Annotated in this window: 17 protein-coding genes; 13 read left to right on the plus strand and 4 right to left on the minus strand. The window is 55.6% G+C overall.

The genetic code is table 11. The annotated features are described in order from the left end of the window. Positions 1-433: 433 nt before the first annotated feature. The 3 genes from FCN80_RS16575 to FCN80_RS16585 are packed head-to-tail and all read left to right on the plus strand — an operon-like array spanning position 434 to position 3,687. Positions 434-1,885 (plus strand): PTS ascorbate transporter subunit IIC, encoded by a 1,452-nt coding sequence (locus FCN80_RS16575; protein WP_230492721.1) that lies wholly within the window; start codon positions 434-436, stop codon positions 1,883-1,885. A 13-nt stretch (positions 1,886-1,898) separates the two neighbouring features. Next, positions 1,899-2,735, plus strand: a complete 837-nt coding sequence (locus FCN80_RS16580; RefSeq protein WP_136991284.1) for a transketolase — start codon at positions 1,899-1,901, stop codon at positions 2,733-2,735. Continuing rightward, a complete protein-coding gene (locus FCN80_RS16585; protein WP_136991285.1) occupies positions 2,725-3,687 on the plus strand; it encodes a transketolase family protein in 963 nt (320 codons plus the stop codon). Before FCN80_RS16580 ends, FCN80_RS16585 begins: the two co-directional genes overlap by 11 nt. Before the next feature lie 156 nt (positions 3,688-3,843). Here the strand turns inward: FCN80_RS16585 and pta are convergent, their stop codons facing one another. Together pta and ackA are read right to left on the minus strand one after the other, a co-directional pair. Further along, positions 3,844-5,991: a phosphate acetyltransferase gene (pta, locus tag FCN80_RS16590; RefSeq protein ID WP_136991286.1), complete on the minus strand. Its 2,148-nt coding sequence runs from the start codon at positions 5,989-5,991 to the stop codon at positions 3,844-3,846. Between the two features lie 73 nt (positions 5,992-6,064). Further along, entirely contained in the window at positions 6,065-7,267 is a 1,203-nt protein-coding gene (ackA, locus tag FCN80_RS16595) for an acetate kinase (RefSeq protein WP_136991287.1), read from the minus strand. Positions 7,268-7,619: 352 nt separating this feature from the next. On the opposite strand from ackA, the gene yfbV reads away from it, so the two are divergent. From yfbV to FCN80_RS16615, 4 genes are all read left to right on the plus strand, one after another. Next, positions 7,620-8,075 (plus strand): terminus macrodomain insulation protein YfbV, encoded by a 456-nt coding sequence (gene yfbV, locus FCN80_RS16600; protein WP_136991288.1) that lies wholly within the window; start codon positions 7,620-7,622, stop codon positions 8,073-8,075. Positions 8,076-8,245: 170 nt separating this feature from the next. Continuing rightward, positions 8,246-8,743, plus strand: coding sequence for a YfbU family protein (locus FCN80_RS16605; protein ID WP_230492722.1), 498 nt, complete (start codon positions 8,246-8,248; stop codon positions 8,741-8,743). A gap of 23 nt (positions 8,744-8,766) precedes the next feature. Further along, positions 8,767-9,423, plus strand: coding sequence for a sugar phosphatase (locus FCN80_RS16610; RefSeq protein ID WP_136991290.1), 657 nt, complete (start codon positions 8,767-8,769; stop codon positions 9,421-9,423). A 119-nt stretch (positions 9,424-9,542) separates the two neighbouring features. Further along, a complete protein-coding gene (locus FCN80_RS16615; RefSeq protein ID WP_136991291.1) occupies positions 9,543-11,375 on the plus strand; it encodes an SLC13 family permease in 1,833 nt (610 codons plus the stop codon). A gap of 23 nt (positions 11,376-11,398) precedes the next feature. Here the strand turns inward: FCN80_RS16615 and yfbR are convergent, their stop codons facing one another. Next, complete coding sequence (gene yfbR / locus FCN80_RS16620) at positions 11,399-12,001, minus strand: 5'-deoxynucleotidase (protein ID WP_136991292.1); 603 nt, start codon at positions 11,999-12,001, stop codon at positions 11,399-11,401. Positions 12,002-12,126: 125 nt separating this feature from the next. Next, positions 12,127-13,341, minus strand: a complete 1,215-nt coding sequence (locus tag FCN80_RS16625) for a pyridoxal phosphate-dependent aminotransferase (protein WP_230492729.1) — start codon at positions 13,339-13,341, stop codon at positions 12,127-12,129. A gap of 1,049 nt (positions 13,342-14,390) precedes the next feature. Between FCN80_RS16625 and lrhA the strand changes: the two genes are divergently transcribed. The 6 genes from lrhA (at position 14,391) to nuoF (ending at position 20,917) form a co-directional block, all read left to right on the plus strand. Next, a complete protein-coding gene (lrhA, locus tag FCN80_RS16630) occupies positions 14,391-15,332 on the plus strand; it encodes a transcriptional regulator LrhA (RefSeq protein ID WP_136991294.1) in 942 nt (313 codons plus the stop codon). 662 nt (positions 15,333-15,994) lie between these two features. Further along, entirely contained in the window at positions 15,995-16,432 is a 438-nt protein-coding gene (locus FCN80_RS16635) for an NADH-quinone oxidoreductase subunit A (RefSeq protein WP_136991295.1), read from the plus strand. Positions 16,433-16,447: 15 nt separating this feature from the next. Beyond that, positions 16,448-17,122 carry a NuoB/complex I 20 kDa subunit family protein gene (locus FCN80_RS16640; protein ID WP_136991296.1) on the plus strand — a complete coding sequence of 225 codons (675 nt, stop codon included), beginning with the start codon at positions 16,448-16,450 and terminating at the stop codon, positions 17,120-17,122. A gap of 113 nt (positions 17,123-17,235) precedes the next feature. Next, the gene (gene nuoC, locus FCN80_RS16645) at positions 17,236-19,035 is read left to right on the plus strand and encodes an NADH-quinone oxidoreductase subunit C/D (protein WP_136991297.1); all 1,800 of its coding nucleotides are present in this window, start codon (positions 17,236-17,238) and stop codon (positions 19,033-19,035) included. A 2-nt stretch (positions 19,036-19,037) separates the two neighbouring features. Then, a complete protein-coding gene (gene nuoE / locus FCN80_RS16650) occupies positions 19,038-19,571 on the plus strand; it encodes an NADH-quinone oxidoreductase subunit NuoE (RefSeq protein WP_136991298.1) in 534 nt (177 codons plus the stop codon). After that, positions 19,568-20,917, plus strand: coding sequence for an NADH-quinone oxidoreductase subunit NuoF (gene nuoF, locus FCN80_RS16655; RefSeq protein WP_136991299.1), 1,350 nt, complete (start codon positions 19,568-19,570; stop codon positions 20,915-20,917). Before nuoE ends, nuoF begins: the two co-directional genes overlap by 4 nt. Positions 20,918-20,996 lie beyond the last annotated feature (79 nt).

Below are 20,996 nucleotides of genomic sequence, written 5' to 3' on the forward strand. Positions count from 1 at the left end.
CCGAGGGAATACCGGAGCCGACGGATAACACTAACTTAGAGATAAAAGCTGTCTGAATATAACGGGTCAAGATCACTAGATAAGCCGTTATCCAGCGTGGCGATCTATATACTCGTCATACATCAAGCTGCCTCTTTGTTGGCTGCGTTCGCTCACCCCAGTCACATAGTTGGCTATGCTCCTGGGGATTCGCTTACTTGCCGCCGCGATGCAACCCGATGTATTTAGAGTATAGGATTGTCATACATCAAGCTGCCTCTTTGTTGGCTGCGTTCGCTCACCCCAGTCACATAGTTGGCTATGCTCCTGGGGATTTGCTTACTTGCCGCCGCGATGCAACCCGATGTATTTAGAGTATAGAGGCAATTTGCGGTATGACGCGTATCGCGTGAAATATCACGGGTGAGGATCAACATGACCCTGCAGGGCGCGTGTGGCAGGGCATTATCGCATCAGCCATGTCAGGAATGACAAGTTTAACCGTATTGGCGAGGTCAATATGTTTACTCTGGAAATTCTCAAATTTATTGTGGATATACTCAAGGTGCCCTCTGTGCTGGTGGGGGTCATTGCGCTAATAGGTTTATTGGCGCAGAAAAAATCGTTTTCCGATGTTATAAAAGGTACGGTAAAAACGATACTCGGCTTTCTGGTGCTGGCAGGCGGCGCAACGGTATTGGTCGGCTCGCTAAATCCTTTAGGCAGTATGTTTGAACATGCGTTTAATATACAAGGTATTATACCGAATAATGAGGCGGTGGTTTCCATTGCATTAGGAAAATATGGCGCCTCCACCGCGCTTATAATGGCTTTCGGCATGGTGGCCAATATTATTGTCGCCCGTTTTACCCGATTAAAATATATTTTCCTGACCGGCCATCATACTTTCTATATGGCCTGCATGATAGCCGTCATCCTGAGCGTGGCGGATTTCGACGGAATCGAACTGGTTTTTACCGGCGCCTTATTGCTGGGGATCATCATGGCATTTTTCCCGGCGCTCGCCCACCGCTACATGCGGCGTATCACCGGCAATGACGACGTGGCTTTCGGCCATTTCGGCACGCTGGGTTACGTGCTCTCCGGTTGGATTGGCGGTCTGGCGGGTAAAAACTCGCGCTCAACGGAAGAGATGAGCCTGCCGAAGAATCTCAGTTTCCTTCGCGACAGCTCTATTTCCATCTCCATGACCATGGCGATCATTTTCATCGTGTTGGCCGTTTGCGCCGGGCAAAATTATGTTGAACAGCAACTTAGCGGGGGGCAGAATTATCTGGTCTATGCCATCATCCAGGCCATTACTTTTGCCGCCGGGGTATTCATCATCCTACAGGGGGTGAGGCTTATCCTGGCGGAAATTGTTCCGGCATTCACCGGTTTCTCGGAGAAGCTGGTGCCCAATGCCCGTCCGGCGCTGGATTGCCCGGTGGTTTATCCCTACGCGCCCAATGCGGTGCTGATAGGCTTTCTTTTCAGCTTCCTGGGTGGACTGGTCGGACTGTTCATTCTGGGGCAGATGAATTTGGTGCTCATCCTGCCCGGGGTGGTACCGCATTTCTTCACGGGCGCCACGGCCGGCGTGTTCGGCAATGCGACCGGCGGACGGCGGGGCGCCATGCTCGGCGCTTTCGCCAACGGCGTGCTGATCACCTTTCTTCCGGTATTGCTGCTGCCGGTACTGGGCGCGCTCGGTCTGGCCAACACCACCTTTTCCGATGCGGACTTCGGCGCGGTGGGGATTATCCTTGGCAATTTGGCCCGTTTCTTCTCCAAGGGCACCATCATGGCCATCGTCGTCGCGCTGTTCGCTTTGCTGGTGGCGCACAACTACTTGTTCCGCTCGCGGCGCAAAACCGTTCCCGCCGCGTCCGACGCCAAGAAATAAACCGAGGCCGTCCATGGATAATGATCATGCTGTGCGCGACTTCGCCCGCCGTATCCGGATTGCCACGCTGAAGATGTTGGTAACACGGGGGTTCGGCCATTTTGGCGGCTCAATGTCGGTGGTGGAAACACTGGCGGTACTGTACGGCGACGTGATGCGTATCGACCCGGCCCGGCCCCAATGGCCGGAACGGGATTATTTCGTTTTATCGAAAGGCCATGCCGGCCCGGCGCTATATAGCGCTTTGGCGTTGAGGGGCTATTTCCCCCTCGCGGAACTGGCTACGCTTAATCAGAACGGGACCCGCTTGCCAAGCCATCCCGATCGGCTACTGACTCGGGGGGTGGACGCCACAACCGGCTCGCTCGGGCAGGGGGTATCCATTGCTGCGGGCATGGCGTTATCTCACCGGCTGGCGGCGCGGCCCAACCGGGTGTTTTGTATTCTCGGCGACGGAGAATTGAACGAAGGCCAATGTTGGGAAGCCTTTCAGTTTATCGCCCATTGGAACCTCGATAACTTGACGCTGTTTGTCGACTACAACAAACAGCAATTGGACGGTCCGCTGGACGAGATAGTCAAACCCTTCGATCTGCCGGCCAAGTTCCGCGCTTTTGGCTTTGACGCCGTGACGGTCCCCGGCGCGGACATCGCCGCCATTCGCGAGGCGGCGGCGCCCGCAACCCACGGTGGACGCCGGCCGAGGGTCGTTATCCTCGACAGCGTCAAAGGTCAGGGCGTGCCTTATCTGGAAAAGCTCGCCAATTCGCACCATTTGCGCCTCACCGCGCAAAGTCGGCTCGACATCGAACGGGCTATCGCCGTTTTGGAGACCGAATATGACCATTGAAGCGACCCTTGCGTTGCAAAACGACGCCGTGGAAATGCGGCGGATTTATGCCGACGGTTTGCGCGAGCAATTCGAGAAAGACTCGACGGTCATCGCGCTGGAGGCGGACCTGATGACCTCCATGGCCACGGACGGCGTGCATCGGGACTATCCCGATCGGGTCATCGATTGCGGTATCATGGAGGCTAACGTTATCGGGATGGCGGCGGGTTTATCGCTCACCGGCCGGGTGCCTTTTGTCCATACATTTACCGCGTTTGCCAGTCGGCGCTGTTTCGACCAGTTGTTTATGGCGCTGGACTACCCACATAACAATGTCAAGGTCATCGCTTCCGACGCGGGGGTGACCGCTTGCCACAACGGTGGCACCCACATGTCGTTTGAAGACATGGGCATTGTGCGCGGATTGGCGCATTCGGTTGTGCTTGAAGCGACCGATGCGGTAATGTTCCGGGATATTCTCGCGCAGCTCGCGGTGTTGCGGGGATTCTATTGGGTACGCACCATACGAAAACAGGCGGTAAAGATTTACCAAGAGGGTTCGCATTTCACTATCGGCAAAGGATGCGTTGTTCGCGATGGCGGCGATATCACCCTTATCGCCAACGGCATCATGGTGGCGCAAGCGGTACGCGCGGCGGCCATGCTGGCGGCGCGGGGCGTTGACGCCGCGGTCATTGATATGTTCACGCTTAAACCCATCGATCGGGCGTTGATTTGCGCTTATGCGCGTAAAACCGGCCGAATGGTAACCTGTGAAAACCACAGCGTTCATAACGGCTTGGGGTCGGCGGTGGCTGAAGTGCTTTGCGAGCATGTCCCGGTGCCTCTGCGGCGGGTCGGCGTGCGGGAGCGCTATGGTCAGGTGGGTACGCAGGCCTACCTGCAACAGGAATACGGCTTAACGGCCGACCATATTCTGGCGGCGGCTGAACAGCTATTGGAAAGTTAAGTTTCGTTAATGGGTCGCACTGCCGCGATGGGACGCGAATCCTGCAAGCGGGGACATCCGCCGCGGGCGTACATCACACGCTTGACACAACAAGCCCGCGTTAAACGCGGGCTTGGCACAAAGGGACGGACAGCGGCGTCCGACCGTGAGCGGATGTTACTTGCCTTCGGCTTGTTTTGACTGAATGGCGGTCAGGGCGATGGTATACACAATATCGTCCACCAGGGCGCCGCGCGACAGATCGTTCACCGGCTTGCGCATCCCTTGCAGCATCGGGCCGATGGATATCAAATCGGCAGAGCGCTGTACCGCTTTATACGTGGTGTTGCCGGTATTCAGATCCGGGAAAATAAACACCGTGGCCTTGCCGGCCACCGGCGAATTCGGCGCTTTGGACAAGGCAACGTCGGCCATGATGGCCGCGTCGTACTGCAACGGGCCATCCACCACCAGATCGGGGCGTTTTTCCTTTGCCAGACGCGTCGCCTCGCGCACTTTCTCCACATCGCTGCCGGCGCCGGATGTCCCGGTGGAATAGGAAATCATCGCCACGCGCGGCTCGATACCGAAGGCCGCGGCGGAATCGGCGGACTGAATGGCGATTTCCGCCAATTGTTCGGCGGTCGGATCCGGATTGATGGCGCAGTCGCCATACACCAGCACCTGTTCCGGCAACAGCATAAAGAACACCGACGACACCAGCGAACTGCCCGGCGCGGTCTTGATCAACTGTAGCGGCGGACGGATGGTATTGGCGGTTGTATGCACCGCCCCGGATACCAGCCCGTCCACTTCCCCCCGCTCCAGCATCATGGTGCCCAGCACCACATTGTCTTCCAGTTGTTCGCGGGCGACCACTTCGGTCATCCCCTTGCTCTTGCGCAAGTCCACCAGTCGCGGCACATAACGTTCGCGGGCCACTTGGGGATCGATGATTTCGATGCCTTTACCCAGCTCCACGCCCTGCACCGCGGCGACACGCTGAATTTCATCCGGATTGCCCAGCAACACGCAATGGGCGATACCACGTTCGGCGCAGATGGCCGCCGCTTTGATGGTACGGGGTTCATCGCCTTCCGGCAGCACGATGCGCTTACCGGCTTTGCGGGCCAGCTCGGTCAACTGATAACGGAACGCCGGCGGCGACAGGCGGCGGGTGCGTTCGACGCTGGCGGTCAACGATTCGATCCAGTTGTCGTCGATATGGCCGGCGACGTAGTTTTGCAGTTTTTCCACCCGGCTATGGTCGTCGGCCGGCACTTCCAAGCTGAAACTCTGTAGATTAAGCGAGGTCTGCCAGGTATTGGTCTGCACGGTAAACATCGGCAGGCCGGTCTGGAAGGCGCGTTCACACAGACTGTTGATGCGCGGGTCGACCTGATAGCCGCCGGTGAGCAAAATGGCGCCGATTTCCACACCGTTCATGGCCGCCAGACACGCCGCCACCAGCACATCGGGACGGTCGGCGGACGTCACCAACAGCGAACCGGGACGGAAATGCTCCAGCATATTCGGCAGGCTGCGGGCGCAGAAAGTCACCGATCTTACCCGGCGGGTCTTGATCTCGCCTTCATTGATAATGACGGCGCCCAGATGTTTGGCCATGTCGACCGCCCGCACCGCAATCAGATCAAAGCTCCAGGGCACGCAACCCAAAATCGGCAGGGGGCTGTTTTCGGCTAACTGCCGGGTATTGACGGCAGTCACATTGGCCTTGGCGGATTCATCGAAGATTTCCGACAAGTCGGGACGGGTCCGGCCTTGTTCATCCACCGGCGCGTTCAACTTGTTGATAATGACGCCGACGATGCTTTTATTTTTGCTGCCGCCGAAGCTGGAACGCGTCAATTCGATACGTTCTTTCAACTGATCGGGGGAATCGTTGCCAAGGGACATCACAAACACGATTTCCGCGTTCAACGTTTTGGCGATTTCATAATTCAGCGCGTTGGCGAATTGATGCTTGCGGGTCGGCACCAGTCCTTCCACCAGTATCACTTCCGCGTCTTTGGTGTTTTCGTGATAACGGGCGATGATTTCTTCCATTAGCACGTCTTGCTGATTGGATCCCAACAGCGATTCGACATGGCTCATCAGCAGCGGTTCGGCGGAGGGAATGGCGGAGTTGGCGCGGATAATGGTGGTCGTGGCATCAAGCGCATCATCACCGGACCGGGGTTGCGCTATGGGTTTAAACACGCTAAGACGCACGCCCTTTTGTTCCATGGCGCGAATGACACCCAGACTGATACTGGTCAGTCCGACACTGGTGCCGGTGGGGATCAACATGATAGTACGGGACACGGCTAAACCTCTTTTAACGGTTGCTCGTTACTTGAAAGCCTTCCGCCGGCGCATGCCGGCGGAATGGGGGTATTTACGCGGTCAGACGGGCGGCGTCCTGGGCAATGACCAATTCTTCATTGGTTGGAATGACGATGGCCTTACGGCTTTCATCGGTGGTAATCACCCCACTCTTGCCAAAGCGGGCTTCCTCATTGCGCTGTGCGTCGATGGCAAAACCCAACAACGCCAGCTTGCCCAGAGTCAATTCCCGCACCATGGCGGCGTTTTCGCCGATACCGCCTGTGAAAACCACGGCATCCAAACGGCCGTCCATCAACGCGGAATAGGCGCCGATGTATTTCGCCAGGCGGTGGCAGAATACGTCCATTGCGCGCTTGGCGGCCGGATTGTCCGCGTAATTATCGATGACCCAGCGCATATCGCTGGTTTCGCCGGTCAGGCCCAGCAAACCGGATTCCTTGGTCAGCATATGGTCGATTTGCTCAATCGTCATACCCATGGCATCATGCAAAAAGAACAGGATGGCCGGGTCAAGATCGCCGCTACGGGTGCCCATGACCAGTCCCTCAAGCGGGGTCAGGCCCATGGAGGTATCAACGCATTCACCGTTGCGCACCGCGGTGACCGAACCGCCATTGCCCAGATGGCAGGTGATCAGATTGACGGTGTCCACGGGCTTGTTCAGGAACCGGGCGGCTTCCTGGGTCACGTAATAGTGGCTGGTGCCGTGCGCGCCGTAACGGCGGATGCCGTGTTCCCGATACAGAGAATAGGGCAGGGCATACAAATAGGATTCTTCCGGCATGGTCTGGTGGAACGCGGTGTCGAATACCGCCACGTTTTTGTCCGCCAGGCGCGGGAACGTCTTCAATGCCTCGTTGATGCCGATGATATGAGCCGGGTTGTGCAGCGGCGCAAACGGGATGGAATCCTTAATCGCCTGTAAAACATTCTTATCGATCACCGCGGATTGGGTGTATTTCTCGCCCACATTGACGACCCGGTGGCCGATTGCGGTTAATTGCGCCGATAATTCTGGTTTTTGCGCCAGAATTGTATTAACTATAAAGCTAAGTGCTTCACTGTGGGCCGCGCGGTTGCCTAATGCCGCTTCATGCTTGGCGCCGTCCATCTTCCATTTAATGCGCGCTTCCGGCAGATTGAAGCATTCGGCGAGACCGGAAAGGAATTCTTCGCCGCTTGCAGCATCGAGAATGGCGAATTTCAAGGAAGAACTGCCACAGTTAAGAACCAGTACTAGCTTACTCGACATGGAAGTACCTATGTGTTATGCATGGTTAATAAATCGTCAGTAGCTATAAAGCTTAGCGCAATATGCTGCGGCAATTTATGATTAACATCATGTCATAGGGGGTTTATCTGACATGATTGCGAATTTTTTTGAAGAAATGTAATTTTTTTTGAAGTACGGTTTTTTTTATTGCCCCGCCAGTGTCGATGGCGCATGTTACACTCCGTCGTTCGACGATTTTCCGGTCCTGGGCGGCGGCGACCCAAGGATAACCAGTGACGAGGCTAAAGACAAAATATATTTAAATGATCTAAAATTTATTTGTGGTTTTGCATAAATTTTTTAAATTCTATTCGTAAAGTTGAGGTCCGCTATGGCGACAATCCCCTCCGGTTCAGTAAGTTGGTATAAGATTTTCCAGCGCGGACAACACTATATGAAAACCTGGCCCACCGACAAACGCCTGGCGCCGATTTTCCCCGAGAACCGCATGATAGTCGCCACCCGTTTCGCCGTGCGCTTTATGCCGCCGGTGGCGGTGTTTACCCTGGCGTGGCAAATCGCCCTGGGCGGCCAGCTCGGGCCGGCGGTGGCGACCGCCGTTTTCGCCTGCAGCCTGCCGATGCAGGGATTATGGTGGCTGGGAAAGCGTTCGATCACGCCATTGCCGCCGACGTTGCTCCATTGGTTCCATGAGGTTCGCCATCAACTCACCGAGGCGGGGCAGGCGTTGGCGCCGGTTGAGGGAATACCCACCTACCAGATGCTGGCGGAGGAGCTCAAGCGCGCCTTCAAACTGCTCGACAAGGCCTTTCTGGACGATTTATAACGCCCGGTTGCCGGTGATGACCGGCCCGGCGGGGCGAAAATCCCGGCGAAATGGCATCCGCTGCTGTCTTAAATCAATAAATCCCCGGCTTGCGGTTTCGCCGCCGCCGGCATTATGCCATGCTCACGTCAGCCCTCAATTGAAGCAATCAGGAATGTACTCAGGAGTTAATGATGGAAATGACAAACGCCCAGCGATTAATTCTGTCGAACCAGTATAAGATTATGTCCTTGCTGGATCCGGATAACGCCGATCGCTACCGCCGCCAGCAAACCATCGTCGAACGGGGATATGGTTTGCAGATGAACGAGCTGGATCGCGATTTCGGCCAACTGAGCGAGGATGTTTGCCGCACGATCATTGATATCATGGAAATGCATCACGCCTTGCAAGTTTCCTGGGGTAATCTCAAAGATCGCCAGGATATCGATGAACGGCGCCTGGCATTTCTCGGTTTTGACGCCGCCACCGAGGCGCGCTACCTGTCTTATGTCCGTTTTATGGTTTTCACCGAAGGGCGCTATACCCATTTCGATTCCGGCAGCCACGGTTTCAACGCCCAGACCAAAATGTGGGACAAATACCTGCGGATGCTGGCCGTCTGGCAGTCCTGTCCGCGTCAATACCATCTCAGCGCCGTCGAAATCACCCAAATCATCAATGCCTGAGGGCTTAATCCGGAGATATACCCGTGCGCTGCAGAGGTTTTCTGTTTGACCTTGATGGAACTTTAATCGATTCATTACCCGTAGTGGAACTGGCCTGGAGTAACTGGGCAAAGGAAAAGGGCATCGCCGTTGCGGAGGTATTCCGCTTCATCCATGGCAAACAGGCCATCACCTCGCTCCGTCATTTTATGCCGGGGGCCAGCGAAGAGGATCTGCGATCCGAGTTCCTCGCGCTGGAAAAGTTCGAATCGGAATGCACGGAAGGCGTAACGGCCCTGCCCGGCGCGGTGGCGTTGCTTGAACATCTCAATGCGCTGGTTATTCCCTGGGCGATAGTCACCTCCGGCACCCTGCCGGTGGCGTCCGCCCGCATCCGGGCCGGCCGACTGCCCGAACCGCCCGTGCTTATCACCGCCGAGCAGGTTATGCGGGGCAAACCGCAGCCGGACGCCTATCTGATGGGCGCCGACCGCCTGGGACTGACGCCCGGCGAATGCATTGTGGTGGAGGATGCCATCGCCGGCATCCAGGCGGCCCTATCGGCGGGCTGCGGCGTTATTGCCGTTAATCCGCCGGCGGAGACGCCGCAAAAGGACGCGGTCGGTTTGATCTTGACGTCCCTTGAGCAGCTGTCCGTCCAGCAGGATAGCGACGGCGCGCGAATAAGCGTATCTCCCTGAGCGCCGGCGGCGGGCCGCCGCGTCGGTAAAAAAACCTTTCGTTGACTAAGCCTCCGATCCCGCGGAGGTTTTTTATGGCATGATATCGGCTAAACCCAAGGCTAATCAGGGACAACGCCGTGACCTTTCAACTTATCTGGGTGCTGACCCTGTTGCTTGCCGCTATTTTTCTGTTTATTTCCGGCAAAGTCCGCATGGACGTGGTGGGGTTGTTGGTGATTGTCGCGTTCGTCATGAGCGGCACCCTGAGCCTGGCCGAGGCCACGGCCGGTTTCAGCGACCCCAATGTGTTGCTTATCGCCGCGTTGTTCGTTATCGGTGAAGGTCTGGTGCGTACCGGCATCGCCTACCAAGTGGGCGAGTGGCTGATGCGCGCGGCGGGAAATAGCGAATCGCGCATGTTAATTCTGCTGATGCTGGCCGTCGCCGCCCTGGGGGCGTTTATGAGTTCCACCGGCGTGGTGGCCATTTTCATTCCCATCGTGCTTAATGTCGCGCAGAGGATGAAAACCTCGCCGGCGCGCCTGATGATGCCCTTGAGTTTCGCCGCGCTGATAAGCGGCATGATGACCCTGATAGCCACGCCGCCCAACATGGTGGTCAATAGCGAGCTGCTCAGGGAAGGGGCGCGCGGCTTCGGTTTTTTCGCCGTGACGCCTATCGGTCTGATTGTGCTGGCGCTGGGCGTCGGCTACATGCTGGCGGCGCGGTTTTTGCTTAACGGCGCCGATAAGGACGAGACGGGAAAAAGCTGGAAACGCCGCACCTTTCGCGATCTCATCCGTGATTACAAACTTGCCGGACGGGCGCGGCGCTTGGCGTTGCGCCCAGGATCGCCCCTTATCGGCCACCGTTTGGATGATTTGCGTTTACGCGCCCGCTACGGCGCCAATGTGGTGGGCATTGAGCGCTGGCGCAAGTTCCGGCGGGTGATGGTCAGCGCCGGCGGCCATACGCAATTGCAGCCGCGCGATGTGCTGCTGGTGGACATCGCCGTCTCCGATGATGTATTGCGGCGTTTTTGCGCCGAGCAGTTGCTGGAGCCGATGATACTGCGCGGCGAATACTTTTCCGATCAGGCCAGGGATGTGGGCATGGCGGAGGTTACCCTGATCCCCGATTCTGCGCTTTTGGGTAAAAGCCCGCGCCAGGTGGGATTTCGCAGCCGGTACGGCTTAAACGTGGTCGGCATCCGCCGCAACGGCGACGCCCTGACCGGCCAGTTCTTGGACGAGGAAATGGCGTTGGGGGATATCTTGCTGGTGATTGGCGACTGGAAACTGATCCGCCAGTTGCAATTGCAGAAAGACGATTTCATCGTATTGAACCTGCCGGCCGAAGTGGACGACGTGGCGCCTGCCGTCAGCCAGGCGCCCCATGCCTTGTTTTGTCTGGCGCTGATGGTGGCGATGATGCTTGTCGATAAGATCCCCAACCCCATCGCCGCCTTGATCACCTGCCTGCTGATGGGCAAATTCCGTTGCATCACCGTGGAAAGCGCCTATCGCGCCATTCACTGGCCGAGCCTCATCCTGATCGTCGGCATGTTGCCGTTTGCATTGGCACGGCAAAAAACCGGCGGCGTGGATTTGGCGGTCAGGTTATTGATGGATGTCTCGGGCGGCGCCGGCGCCCGCGTGATGCTACTGAGCCTGTTTGTTCTGAGCGCCGTGATTGGCCTGTTCATTTCCAACACAGCCACCGCGGTACTGATGGCGCCTATCGCCATCGGCGCCGCGCGTGAAATGTCGGTCTCGCCCTATCCTTTCGCCATGATTATCGCCATCGCCGCTTCCTCGGCGTTTATGACGCCGGTCTCCTCGCCGGTCAATACGTTGGTGCTGGGACCCGGCGGCTACAAATTCGGCGACTTTGTCCGGGTGGGGGTGCCCTTTACCCTACTGGTCATGGCGGTCAGCGTACTGGTGGTGCCTATGCTCTATCCGTTGTGACGGTTCGCCCGCATCGGGCGGGGTCAAAGAGGCGAATCTTCCCGGCTGATTTCATCAAGGGACAGGCTGAAGCTGGGGACGAATACTGTCATGAAATAGGTCATCTCCCGGGAACTGCGCTGAGCCAGCGTCTTCTCCAGCCGGGCCATCGCCGGCGTGAATTCGTTGTTGCCGGCGGCGATCTCTTCCAGGCATTTCAGATAGGCGCACAACGCGTCTGCCTGCTTAACCAGCGATTTTTCTTCCTCGCTGTAGCGCTGTTCGTCGATAAGGGGGCTGAAATCCTCCCTAAACTCCTCCGGTAGCATATGGATAAGCTTTTGCTGGGCAACCTTCTCAATATTCTTGTATTCGTGGGCGATTTGGGCATTGAAGTATTTGATGGGCGTCGGCATATCGCCGGTCAGCACTTCGCTGGTATCGTGATACATGGCCAACAAGGCGATGCGTTCGGGATTGACCCGGCCATCGAACTTGCGGTTTTTTATCACGGCCAGCGCATGGGCGACAAACGCCACCTGCAAACTGTGTTCCGACACGTTCTCGGTACGCACATTCCGCATCAAGGGCCAGCGGTTGATCAACTTCAACCGGGACAAATGGGCGAAAAAATGGCTTTGATTCATGGCAGACTCTCGGGGGAAACCTGGCTTCTTATTGTGGCCGGCATTAGCGTGATTTGCAAACCCGGCGCGCCGCCGGGTTAGAGTCGAAGACATCGGACGCGGCGCGCAAGGCGCCGTTTCGCCCGCTATTGCTGATGGTATTTTTGCAAAAATCGGCCAAACTTGGCCAGGGCGGATTCCAGCTCATCCACCCGCGGTAACGTGACGATACGCAGATGATCCGGCCACGGCCAATTGAAGGCGGTGCCTTGCACCAGCAGCACTTTTTCCTCCAGCAACAGATCCAGCACCAATTTCTGGTCATCAAGAATATTGAATCGACGCGCATCAATGCGCGGAAACATATACAACGCGCCGTCAGGTTTGACGCAGGAAACGCCGGGGATATCATTGATCACTTCCCAAGCGCGGTTGCGCTGTTCATACAGCCTGCCGCCCGGCACCACAAATTCGCTGATGCTCTGGTAGCCGCCCAGCGCGGTCTGAATGGCGTGCTGCATGGGCACATTGGCGCACAGTCGCATCGAGGCCAGCATTTCCAGGCCTTCTATATAGCCACGCGCCTGCTTCTTGGGACCGTTGAGCACCATCCAGCCCTGCCGAAAACCGGCGACCCGGTAGGTCTTCGACAACCCGTTGAACGTCACTGTCAGCAGATCGGGCGCCAGCGCGGCAATCGAATGATGCTGGGCGGCGTCATACAGAATTTTGTCATAGATCTCATCGGCGAAGATGATGAGATTATGCTGGCGGGCGATTTCCACCAGTTCCAGCAGCATGGCCTCGCTATACACCGCCCCGGTGGGATTATTGGGGTTGATAATCACCAGTCCCCGTGTACGGGGGGTAATTTTACGACGGATATCGTCCAGGTCCGGGAACCAGCCCGCTTCCTCGTCGCACAGATAATGCACCGCATTACCGCCGGCAAGCACCACGGACGCGGTCCAAAGCGGGTAGTCCGGGGCGGGGATCAACATTTCATCACCGGTATTGAGCAGTGCCAGCATGGCTTGCTGGATAAGCTCGGAAACACCGTTGCCGATATAAACGTCCTCAACGGTGAGATCCAGCATATTGCGCGCCTGGTAGTGCTGCACGATGGCTTTGCGCGCCGAATAAAGCCCTTTGGAATCGCAATATCCCTGCGAGGTGGGCAGATGGCGAATAACGTCCACGACTATCTCGTCCGGCGCCTCGAAACCGAACGGCGCGGGATTGCCGATGTTCAACTTCAAGACCTTGTTGCCTTCCTCTTCAAGGCGTTTGGCTTCCTTCAGCACCGGTCCGCGAATGTCATAACAAACGTTTTCCAATTTGCTGGATTTTTCAACGGTAATACTCACGATTTTTTGCCTTATGACAGGAAATCCCGTCTCGACCGTAAAAACTTGCGTTCGACATAATGTACTCTCGTCCATGGCCCATTAGAAGCTTGACCGACGGCTTCAGGATTATAGCGTGATTGTCTGGAAAAATTTTGGTTCAATATCTTAATAAGATTTATTTAAATAGCATTAAATATAAATAAATTGTTTTTATGTAAAATATTATACTGGATTGACCACGAAAAGATTGCATCATTTTTCATGATTTGATTAATTTATGTACTTGACGGACGGTGAGCGGGATGACGGATTAAATCCGCCGGAGGTAATCTAAACCGGAAAAGTCGTGCCTGACTCCGTGGTCGAATAAACTAAATACCCCTTTCATTCATTTTTTGGATAAAAGGGCTAAGATGAGGATGTATACCATGACACTTATCACATTTTTTAACCAGGTAAAGTATCTTAACCTGATCGTCCTGTGAGCTTTTTCCCATTGAAAAATAAAGCTCATCCGTTGATGCTTACAAATTATTGTTGTTTCGTTTATGGTAGCTTTTTATGGTATACATCTGAAGGTGGGAAATTTTTGCTACGAGATATATTTTGGTTGTATAAACAATAGTTAAGAGAAATTAATGTAAATAATGCCAGTTGAAACTGAAATCAAGTTGTAAGCCTTAATATACAACATTAATTTTTTCAATGTTCATGCCATTTAATAAATTACATTTAAGTTTTGTATAGTTAAGTAGCCTTTCTTTCGTTTTAACTATAGCTGTTTGCAATGATATCCGGTGGAATTTTAGCGATTGTTCAGTATGAAAACGTTGTTCCAACAATGCTGACTACCATTTATATAAGTGTGTTCTTTGCTCGTTAAGCCTGTGAAGCGCTCACAACATTAAAGTGCGTATCGACTCGCGAAGCGGTATCGGTTTTTGCCGTCGAGTGGGGCATGAAGGGGATACGTGCATAACAGTTATAGCTTGGATATGCGATTTTTTTAGAAACGCCAGGGTAGTAGTTTGTAATTAGAATTCATAAGTGAAGACAAAATTATGACCAATGCAAATCGTCCAGTGCTCAATCTTGATCTTGATTTATTGAGAACGTTTGTTGCCGTCGCTGATCTGAACACCTTTGCGGCGGCAGCAGCTTCAGTATGCCGAACCCAATCGGCAGTAAGCCAACAAATGCAACGATTAGAACAGCTTGTCGGAAAAGAATTGTTTGCCCGTCATGGTCGGAACAAGCTATTGACCGAACACGGAATACAATTGCTTGGTTATGCCAGGAAAATTTTGCTTTACAACGACGAGGCCTGTACTTCCCTGATGTACAGCAATATCCAGGGCGTGCTGACTATCGGTGCGTCCGATGATACGGCGGATTCCATATTGCCGTTCCTTCTGAGTCGGGTCACCCGGGTCTATCCCAAGCTGGCGATTGATGTTTGCGTCAAGCGAAGCCCCCTGATGCAGGAAATGCTGAACAACGGTGAAGTGGATCTGGCCATTGTGACGGAAAGCGAGGGGCAGCATCCCCACGTTGTCCTGCGTTCGTCCCCGACCTTGTGGTATTGCGCCGCCGATTACCGGTTTAACCCCGGAGAAGTGGTGCCGCTGGTCGTATCAGATGAACCCAGTCCTTTTCGTACCATGGCTATCGAGCAGCTTCAGACCGCCGGCATTCCCTGGCGTATCGCCTACAGCGCCTCCACATTGGCGGCGATCAGGGCGGCGGTCCGGGCGGGGCTTGGCGTTACCGTCCGGCCGGTGGAAATGATGGGGCCTGAACTGCGGGTGCTGGGAAAGAACGAGGGCTTACCGATACTGCCTGAAACACAATACCTTCTCTGTAAGAACCCCCAATGCGAAAACGAACTGGCCATGGCGATTTTTAGCGCCGTCCAGTCCGGCAGCGGTACGTACAGTTCCCCGTTGCCGCGTACTGTCAAAGGGGAGGATGAAGACGAAAGTTTCACTGTGAACGATGATTAAGAGTAATTGTTAACCTGCCAAGCCCCTGTTTACAGGGGCTTAATTTTATGAAAGTCGAGTATTCATCCGGTTTAACTATGATAGCGATCATAAACCGCAAAAATACGGGTTTTTTGCCTAATGGCCCCGCTGGCCACACATTAGCGTTATTTTTGGACCGGCCCAATCGCACGATATGTTCAATCATGAGTTCAATAAATATAAAACCCTGTTTCTTTAAATTTTTTTTGCATTACCGCGACAAAATACTGCAAATAGTGGCGTCATAAGTTGCAAATTTGTGTTCCAGATCATATTTTGCCCTTACCGTTAACGAGGAATAACACGAATTTCCACGGAAATGGTATAGTGTTGCCCAAGTAAGGCCGCCGGGGTGGGACGCTTCCTTTGGATTCAGGTTAATGACTGACACGATTAAGCGTCAGGTATTCGCATCAATTGTTAATAAGATATTGCATCTGTAAATTACTATGAAGTTTCCTTTGTCCAAGTTGACAAAAGGTTATGTAAAGGAGTAAAAACCCCACATAATGACTGTATTTGCCGGCGGCTCCAGTCCTGTGCGGTGTTGTAATCCTTCCCATAAATCAATGTGGTGAATCGAACTGCCGTTTATCAAGAGCAGGCTGCCAAGCGCCACTTTTGTTGAGTAAGCAAAGAGAATGTCAATGGCCACTGAAGTTACTGCCCATTATTGGGCACTCGCCGTTTTTTTCATCGGGGCTGTCGGTCTATGTGTTTTTATGCTGACAGGCGGCTTCCTGCTGGGCGGCCGCGCCCATGCCCGCTCAAAAAACGTCCCCTTCGAATCCGGCATAGACCCGGTGGGTACTGCAAGATTACGCCTTTCAGCCAAATATTACCTGGTTGCCATGTTTTTCGTCGTTTTTGATGTTGAGGCGCTATATTTGTACGCCTGGTCGACCTCCATCCGCGAAGTGGGGTGGGTCGGCTTTTGCGAAGCAGCCATTTTCATATTGGTGCTGTTGGCGGGTCTGGTGTACCTGGTGCGCATCGGCGCGCTGGATTGGACGCCCGATCGTTCCAAGCGTCTGCGCCGTTCCGGCCCAATCGCCGAAACCCACCGTCGACAGCCGTAACAGCGAGGCAAAAAAATGGACTATACTCTCACCCGAGTCGAGCCGGATGGCGATAACGATCGCTATCCCCTGCAAAAACAGGAAACCGTTGCCGATCCGCTGGATGGGCACGTCAATCGCAGCGTCTTCCTCGGGAAACTTGAAACCGCATTGCACAATGCGGTGAATTGGGGCCGTGGCAATTCCCTTTGGCCTTACAATTTCGGCCTTTCCTGCTGTTACGTCGAAATGACCACCTCGTTTACCGCGGTACACGATGTCGCCCGTTTCGGTTCCGAGGTCATTCGCGCCTCACCGCGTCAGGCGGACTTCATGGTGATAGCGGGTACCCCCTTCACTAAAATGGCCCCCGTCATCCAGCGCCTTTATGATCAAATGCTTGAGCCCAAGTGGGTGATTTCCATGGGCGCCTGCGCCAACTCAGGCGGTATGTACGATATTTATTCCGTCGTGCAAGGCGTGGATAAATTTTTGCCGGTGGATGTGTACATACCCGGTTGTCCGCCTCGCCCCGAAGCTTATATCCAGGCGCTGCTGCTGTTAAAGGAATCTATCGGCAAGGAACGGCGTCCCCTGTCCTGGGTGGTTGGCGACCAGGGGGTTTATCGCGCCAATATGCAGGCGGAGCGCGATCGCAAGCAGGGCGAGCGTATCGCGGTGACTCAATTGCGCACCCCGGATGAAATCTAGAATAAAGCGCGAAGTACGGCGGCAAGGGTCGTCCAACAGACAACCGTCGTCCATAATGTTGTTGACGCGCACAATGGCATGACGCCGATTCAGCCACAATTTGGTGAAAAACTATGACAGAGTTGATGACGCAAAATCTCGTCCAGCCGGCCTGGCAAACGCGCGATCACCAAGATGATCCCGTTATCGGCGAGTTGCGTGACCGCTTCGGCCCGGAAGCCTTTACCGTTCAACCGACCCGTACCGGTTTCCCGGTCGTCTGGGTCAAGCGGGAGCAAATCCTGGATGTGCTGGCATTCCTGAAAAACCTGCCGAAGCCCTATGTGATGCTCTATGATCTGCACGGCGTGGACGAGCGCCTGCGCTCCCACCGCGCCGGGCTGCCGGCGGCGGATTTCACCGTCTTCTACCATGTGATTTCCATCGAACGCAACCGCGATGTCATGCTTAAAGTGGCATTGGCGGAAAACGACATGCACCTGCCCACCGTCACCGGGATTTTCCCCAACGCCAACTGGTATGAACGCGAGACCTGGGAAATGTTCGGCATGACCTTCGACGGGCATCCCCACCTGACCCGCATCATGATGCCGCAAAGCTGGGAAGGCCATCCGCTGCGCAAGGACTACCCGGCGCGCGCCACCGAATTCGATCCTTTCACGCTGACCAAGCAGAAACAAGATCTGGAAATGGAAGGGCTGACGTTCAAGCCGGAAGACTGGGGTATGAAGCGCGGCCGCGAAAACGAGGACTTCATGTTTCTGAACCTGGGCCCCAATCATCCCTCGGCCCATGGCGCGTTTCGCATCATTCTGCAACTGGACGGCGAGGAAATCATTGATTGCGTGCCCGATATCGGTTATCACCACCGGGGCGCGGAAAAGATGGGCGAGCGCCAATCCTGGCACAGCTACATTCCCTATACCGACCGGGTGGAGTACCTGGGCGGCTGCGTGAATGAAATGCCTTATATCCTGGCGGTGGAAAAACTGGCGGGCATCGACGTGTCCGACCGGGTCAAGACCATCCGCGTCATGCTATCCGAATTGTTCCGCATCAACAGTCATTTACTGTACATCAGCACTTATATCCAGGATATCGGCGGGATGACGCCGGTCTTCCTGGCGTTTACCGATCGCCAGAAAATTTACGATATCGTCGAAGCCATTACCGGTTTCCGCATGCATCCGGCCTGGTTCAGGATCGGCGGCGTCGCCCATGATTTGCCGCGGGGCTGGGAACGGCTGCTTAAGGAATTCATCGACTGGTTGCCGAAACGTCTGGATGCCTATGTCAAAGCGGCGCTGAAAAACAGCGTATTGCGCGCGCGCGCCGAGGGCGTGGCCGCCTATGGCGCCCGGGAAGCGCTGGATTGGGGCGTGACCGGCGCCGCGTTGCGCGCCACCGGCATTGCCTTCGATGTGCGCAAATGGCGGCCTTACTCCGGCTATGAAAACTTCGATTTCGACGTACCGGTGGGCGACGGCGTCAGTGATTGCTACAGCCGGGTGATGCTGAAAGTCGAGGAAATGCGCCAAAGCCTGCGGATTCTGGAACAGTGCCTGAAAAACATGCCGGAAGGGCCGTTCAAGGCTGATCATCCCTTGACCACCCCGCCGCCGAAAGAGCGGACATTGCAGCATATCGAAACCTTGATCACCCATTTCCTGCAAGTGTCCTGGGGGCCGGTAATGCCGGCCAACGAGGCGTTCCAGATGATTGAAGCCACCAAGGGGATCAATAGCTACTATCTGACCAGCGACGGCAGCACTGTCAGCTACCGCACCCGTATCCGCACGCCGAGTTTCCCGCATTTGCAGCAGATTCCCTCGGTGATTCGCGGCAGCCTGGTCTCGGACCTTATCGTCTATCTGGGCAGTATTGATTTTGTTATGTCAGATGTGGACCGCTAATTATGCCAGAATTAAAAGACACCCATCAGCACGCCGAAACATCCGGCAAACAGCAGGCTTCGGCGGACTTTGCGCTCAGCGCCCTTGAGCGCGAGGCCATCGAACATGAAAAGCACCACTATGAAGATGCCCGCGCCGCCTCCATCGAAGCGCTGAAGATCGTGCAAAAGCAACGCGGTTGGGTGCCCGATGGCGCCATCGCCGCCATTGCCGAGGTGCTGGGCATCGCCGACAGCGATGTGGAAGGGGTGGCCACCTTTTACAGCCAGATCTACCGCCAGCCGGTCGGGCGCCACATCATTCGCTATTGCGACAGTGTCGTTTGCCATATTACCGGTTATCAAGGGATTGAGGCCGCCCTTGAACACGCGCTGAACATTAAACCGGGGCAGACCACGGAGGACGGACGGTTCACGTTGCTGCCGACATGCTGTCTGGGCAATTGCGACAAAGGCCCGACCATGATGATCGATGACGACACGCATGTCCATCTGACGCCGGAAGGCATTGGTCCGTTATTGGAGCAATATCGATGATCAAACCCATCTTACGCACGGCTGAAACCCATCCGCTAACCTGGCGTCTGCGTGACGACCACCAGCCGGTCTGGCTGGATGAGTATTGCGCCAAAAACGGTTATGCCGGCGCGCAAAAAGCGTTGAAAAGCATGGCGCAGGAGGAAATCGTCGCGCTGGTCAAGGACTCCGGTCTCAAGGGCCGTGGCGGCGCCGGGTTTTCCACCGGCCTGAAATGGAGCCTGATGCCCAAAGACGAATCCATGAATATCCGCTACTTGCTGTGCAACGCGGACGAAATGGAACCGGGCACCTACAAGGATCGCCTGCTGATGGAGCAATTGCCGCATTTGCTGGTGGAAGGCATGCTGATCGCCGCCTTCGCCCTGAAGGCTTACCGCGGCTACATCTTTCTGCGCGGCGAATATGTCGAGGCGGCGGCCACGTTGCGCCGCGCCATTGCCGAAGCCACCGAGGCGGGCTGGCTGGGCAAGAATATCCTCGGCAGCGGATTCGATTTCGAACTGTTCGTGCATACCGGCGCCGGCCGGTATATCTGCGGCGAGGAAACGGCGCTGATTAATTCCCTGGAGGGCCGCCGCGCCAATCCGCGCTCCAAACCGCCGTTTCCCGCCACGTCCGGCGCCTGGGGCAAGCCGACCTGCGTCAACAATGTCGAGACGTTATGCAATGTGCCGGCGATCCTGGCCAATGGCGTGGAATGGTACAAGGGCATAAGCGCGGACAAGAGCAAAGACACCGGCACCAAGATGATGGGCTTTTCCGGCCGGGTGAAAAACCCCGGCGTGTGGGAGTTGCCGTTCGGCGTCACCGCGCGGGAAATCCTTGAGGATTACGCCGGCGGCATGCGCGACGGGCTGACGCTGAAAGCCTGGCAACCCGGCGGCGCCGGCACCGATTTTCTCACCGGGGACCATCTGGATCTGCCGATGGATTTCGAGAACATCGGCAAGGCGGGCAGCCGCATGGGGACCGCCCTTGCCATGGCGGTGGATAATGAAATCAATATGGTATCCCTGACGCGCAACCTTGAGGAATTCTTCGCCCGGGAGTCTTGCGGCTGGTGCACGCCTTGCCGCGACGGATTGCCCTGGAGCGTGAAGCTGTTGCGCGCTCTGGAAAACGGCCAGGGACAGCCCGGCGATATCGAAACGCTGGAGCAGCTATGCCGTTTCCTCGGGCCGGGTAAAACCTTTTGCGCGCACGCGCCGGGCGCCGTCGAACCTTTGCAGAGCGCCATCAAGTATTTCCGGCACGAATTCGAAGCGGGAATCGCGCCGCAGCCCATCGGCAATACCCGCGTTATCGCCGGTATACAGCCGAACCTGCTGAATGCGCGTTGGTAATCCGCGACCGGTATCCGCGCCGGCGCCGGTGTTTTGCGCCCGAGACGCATTTTGATTAACGCCCGCTGATTGGCGGGCC

Source organism: Martelella alba (genome assembly GCF_005217455.1).
Taxonomy (GTDB): Bacteria; Pseudomonadota; Gammaproteobacteria; order Enterobacterales; family Enterobacteriaceae; genus Acerihabitans.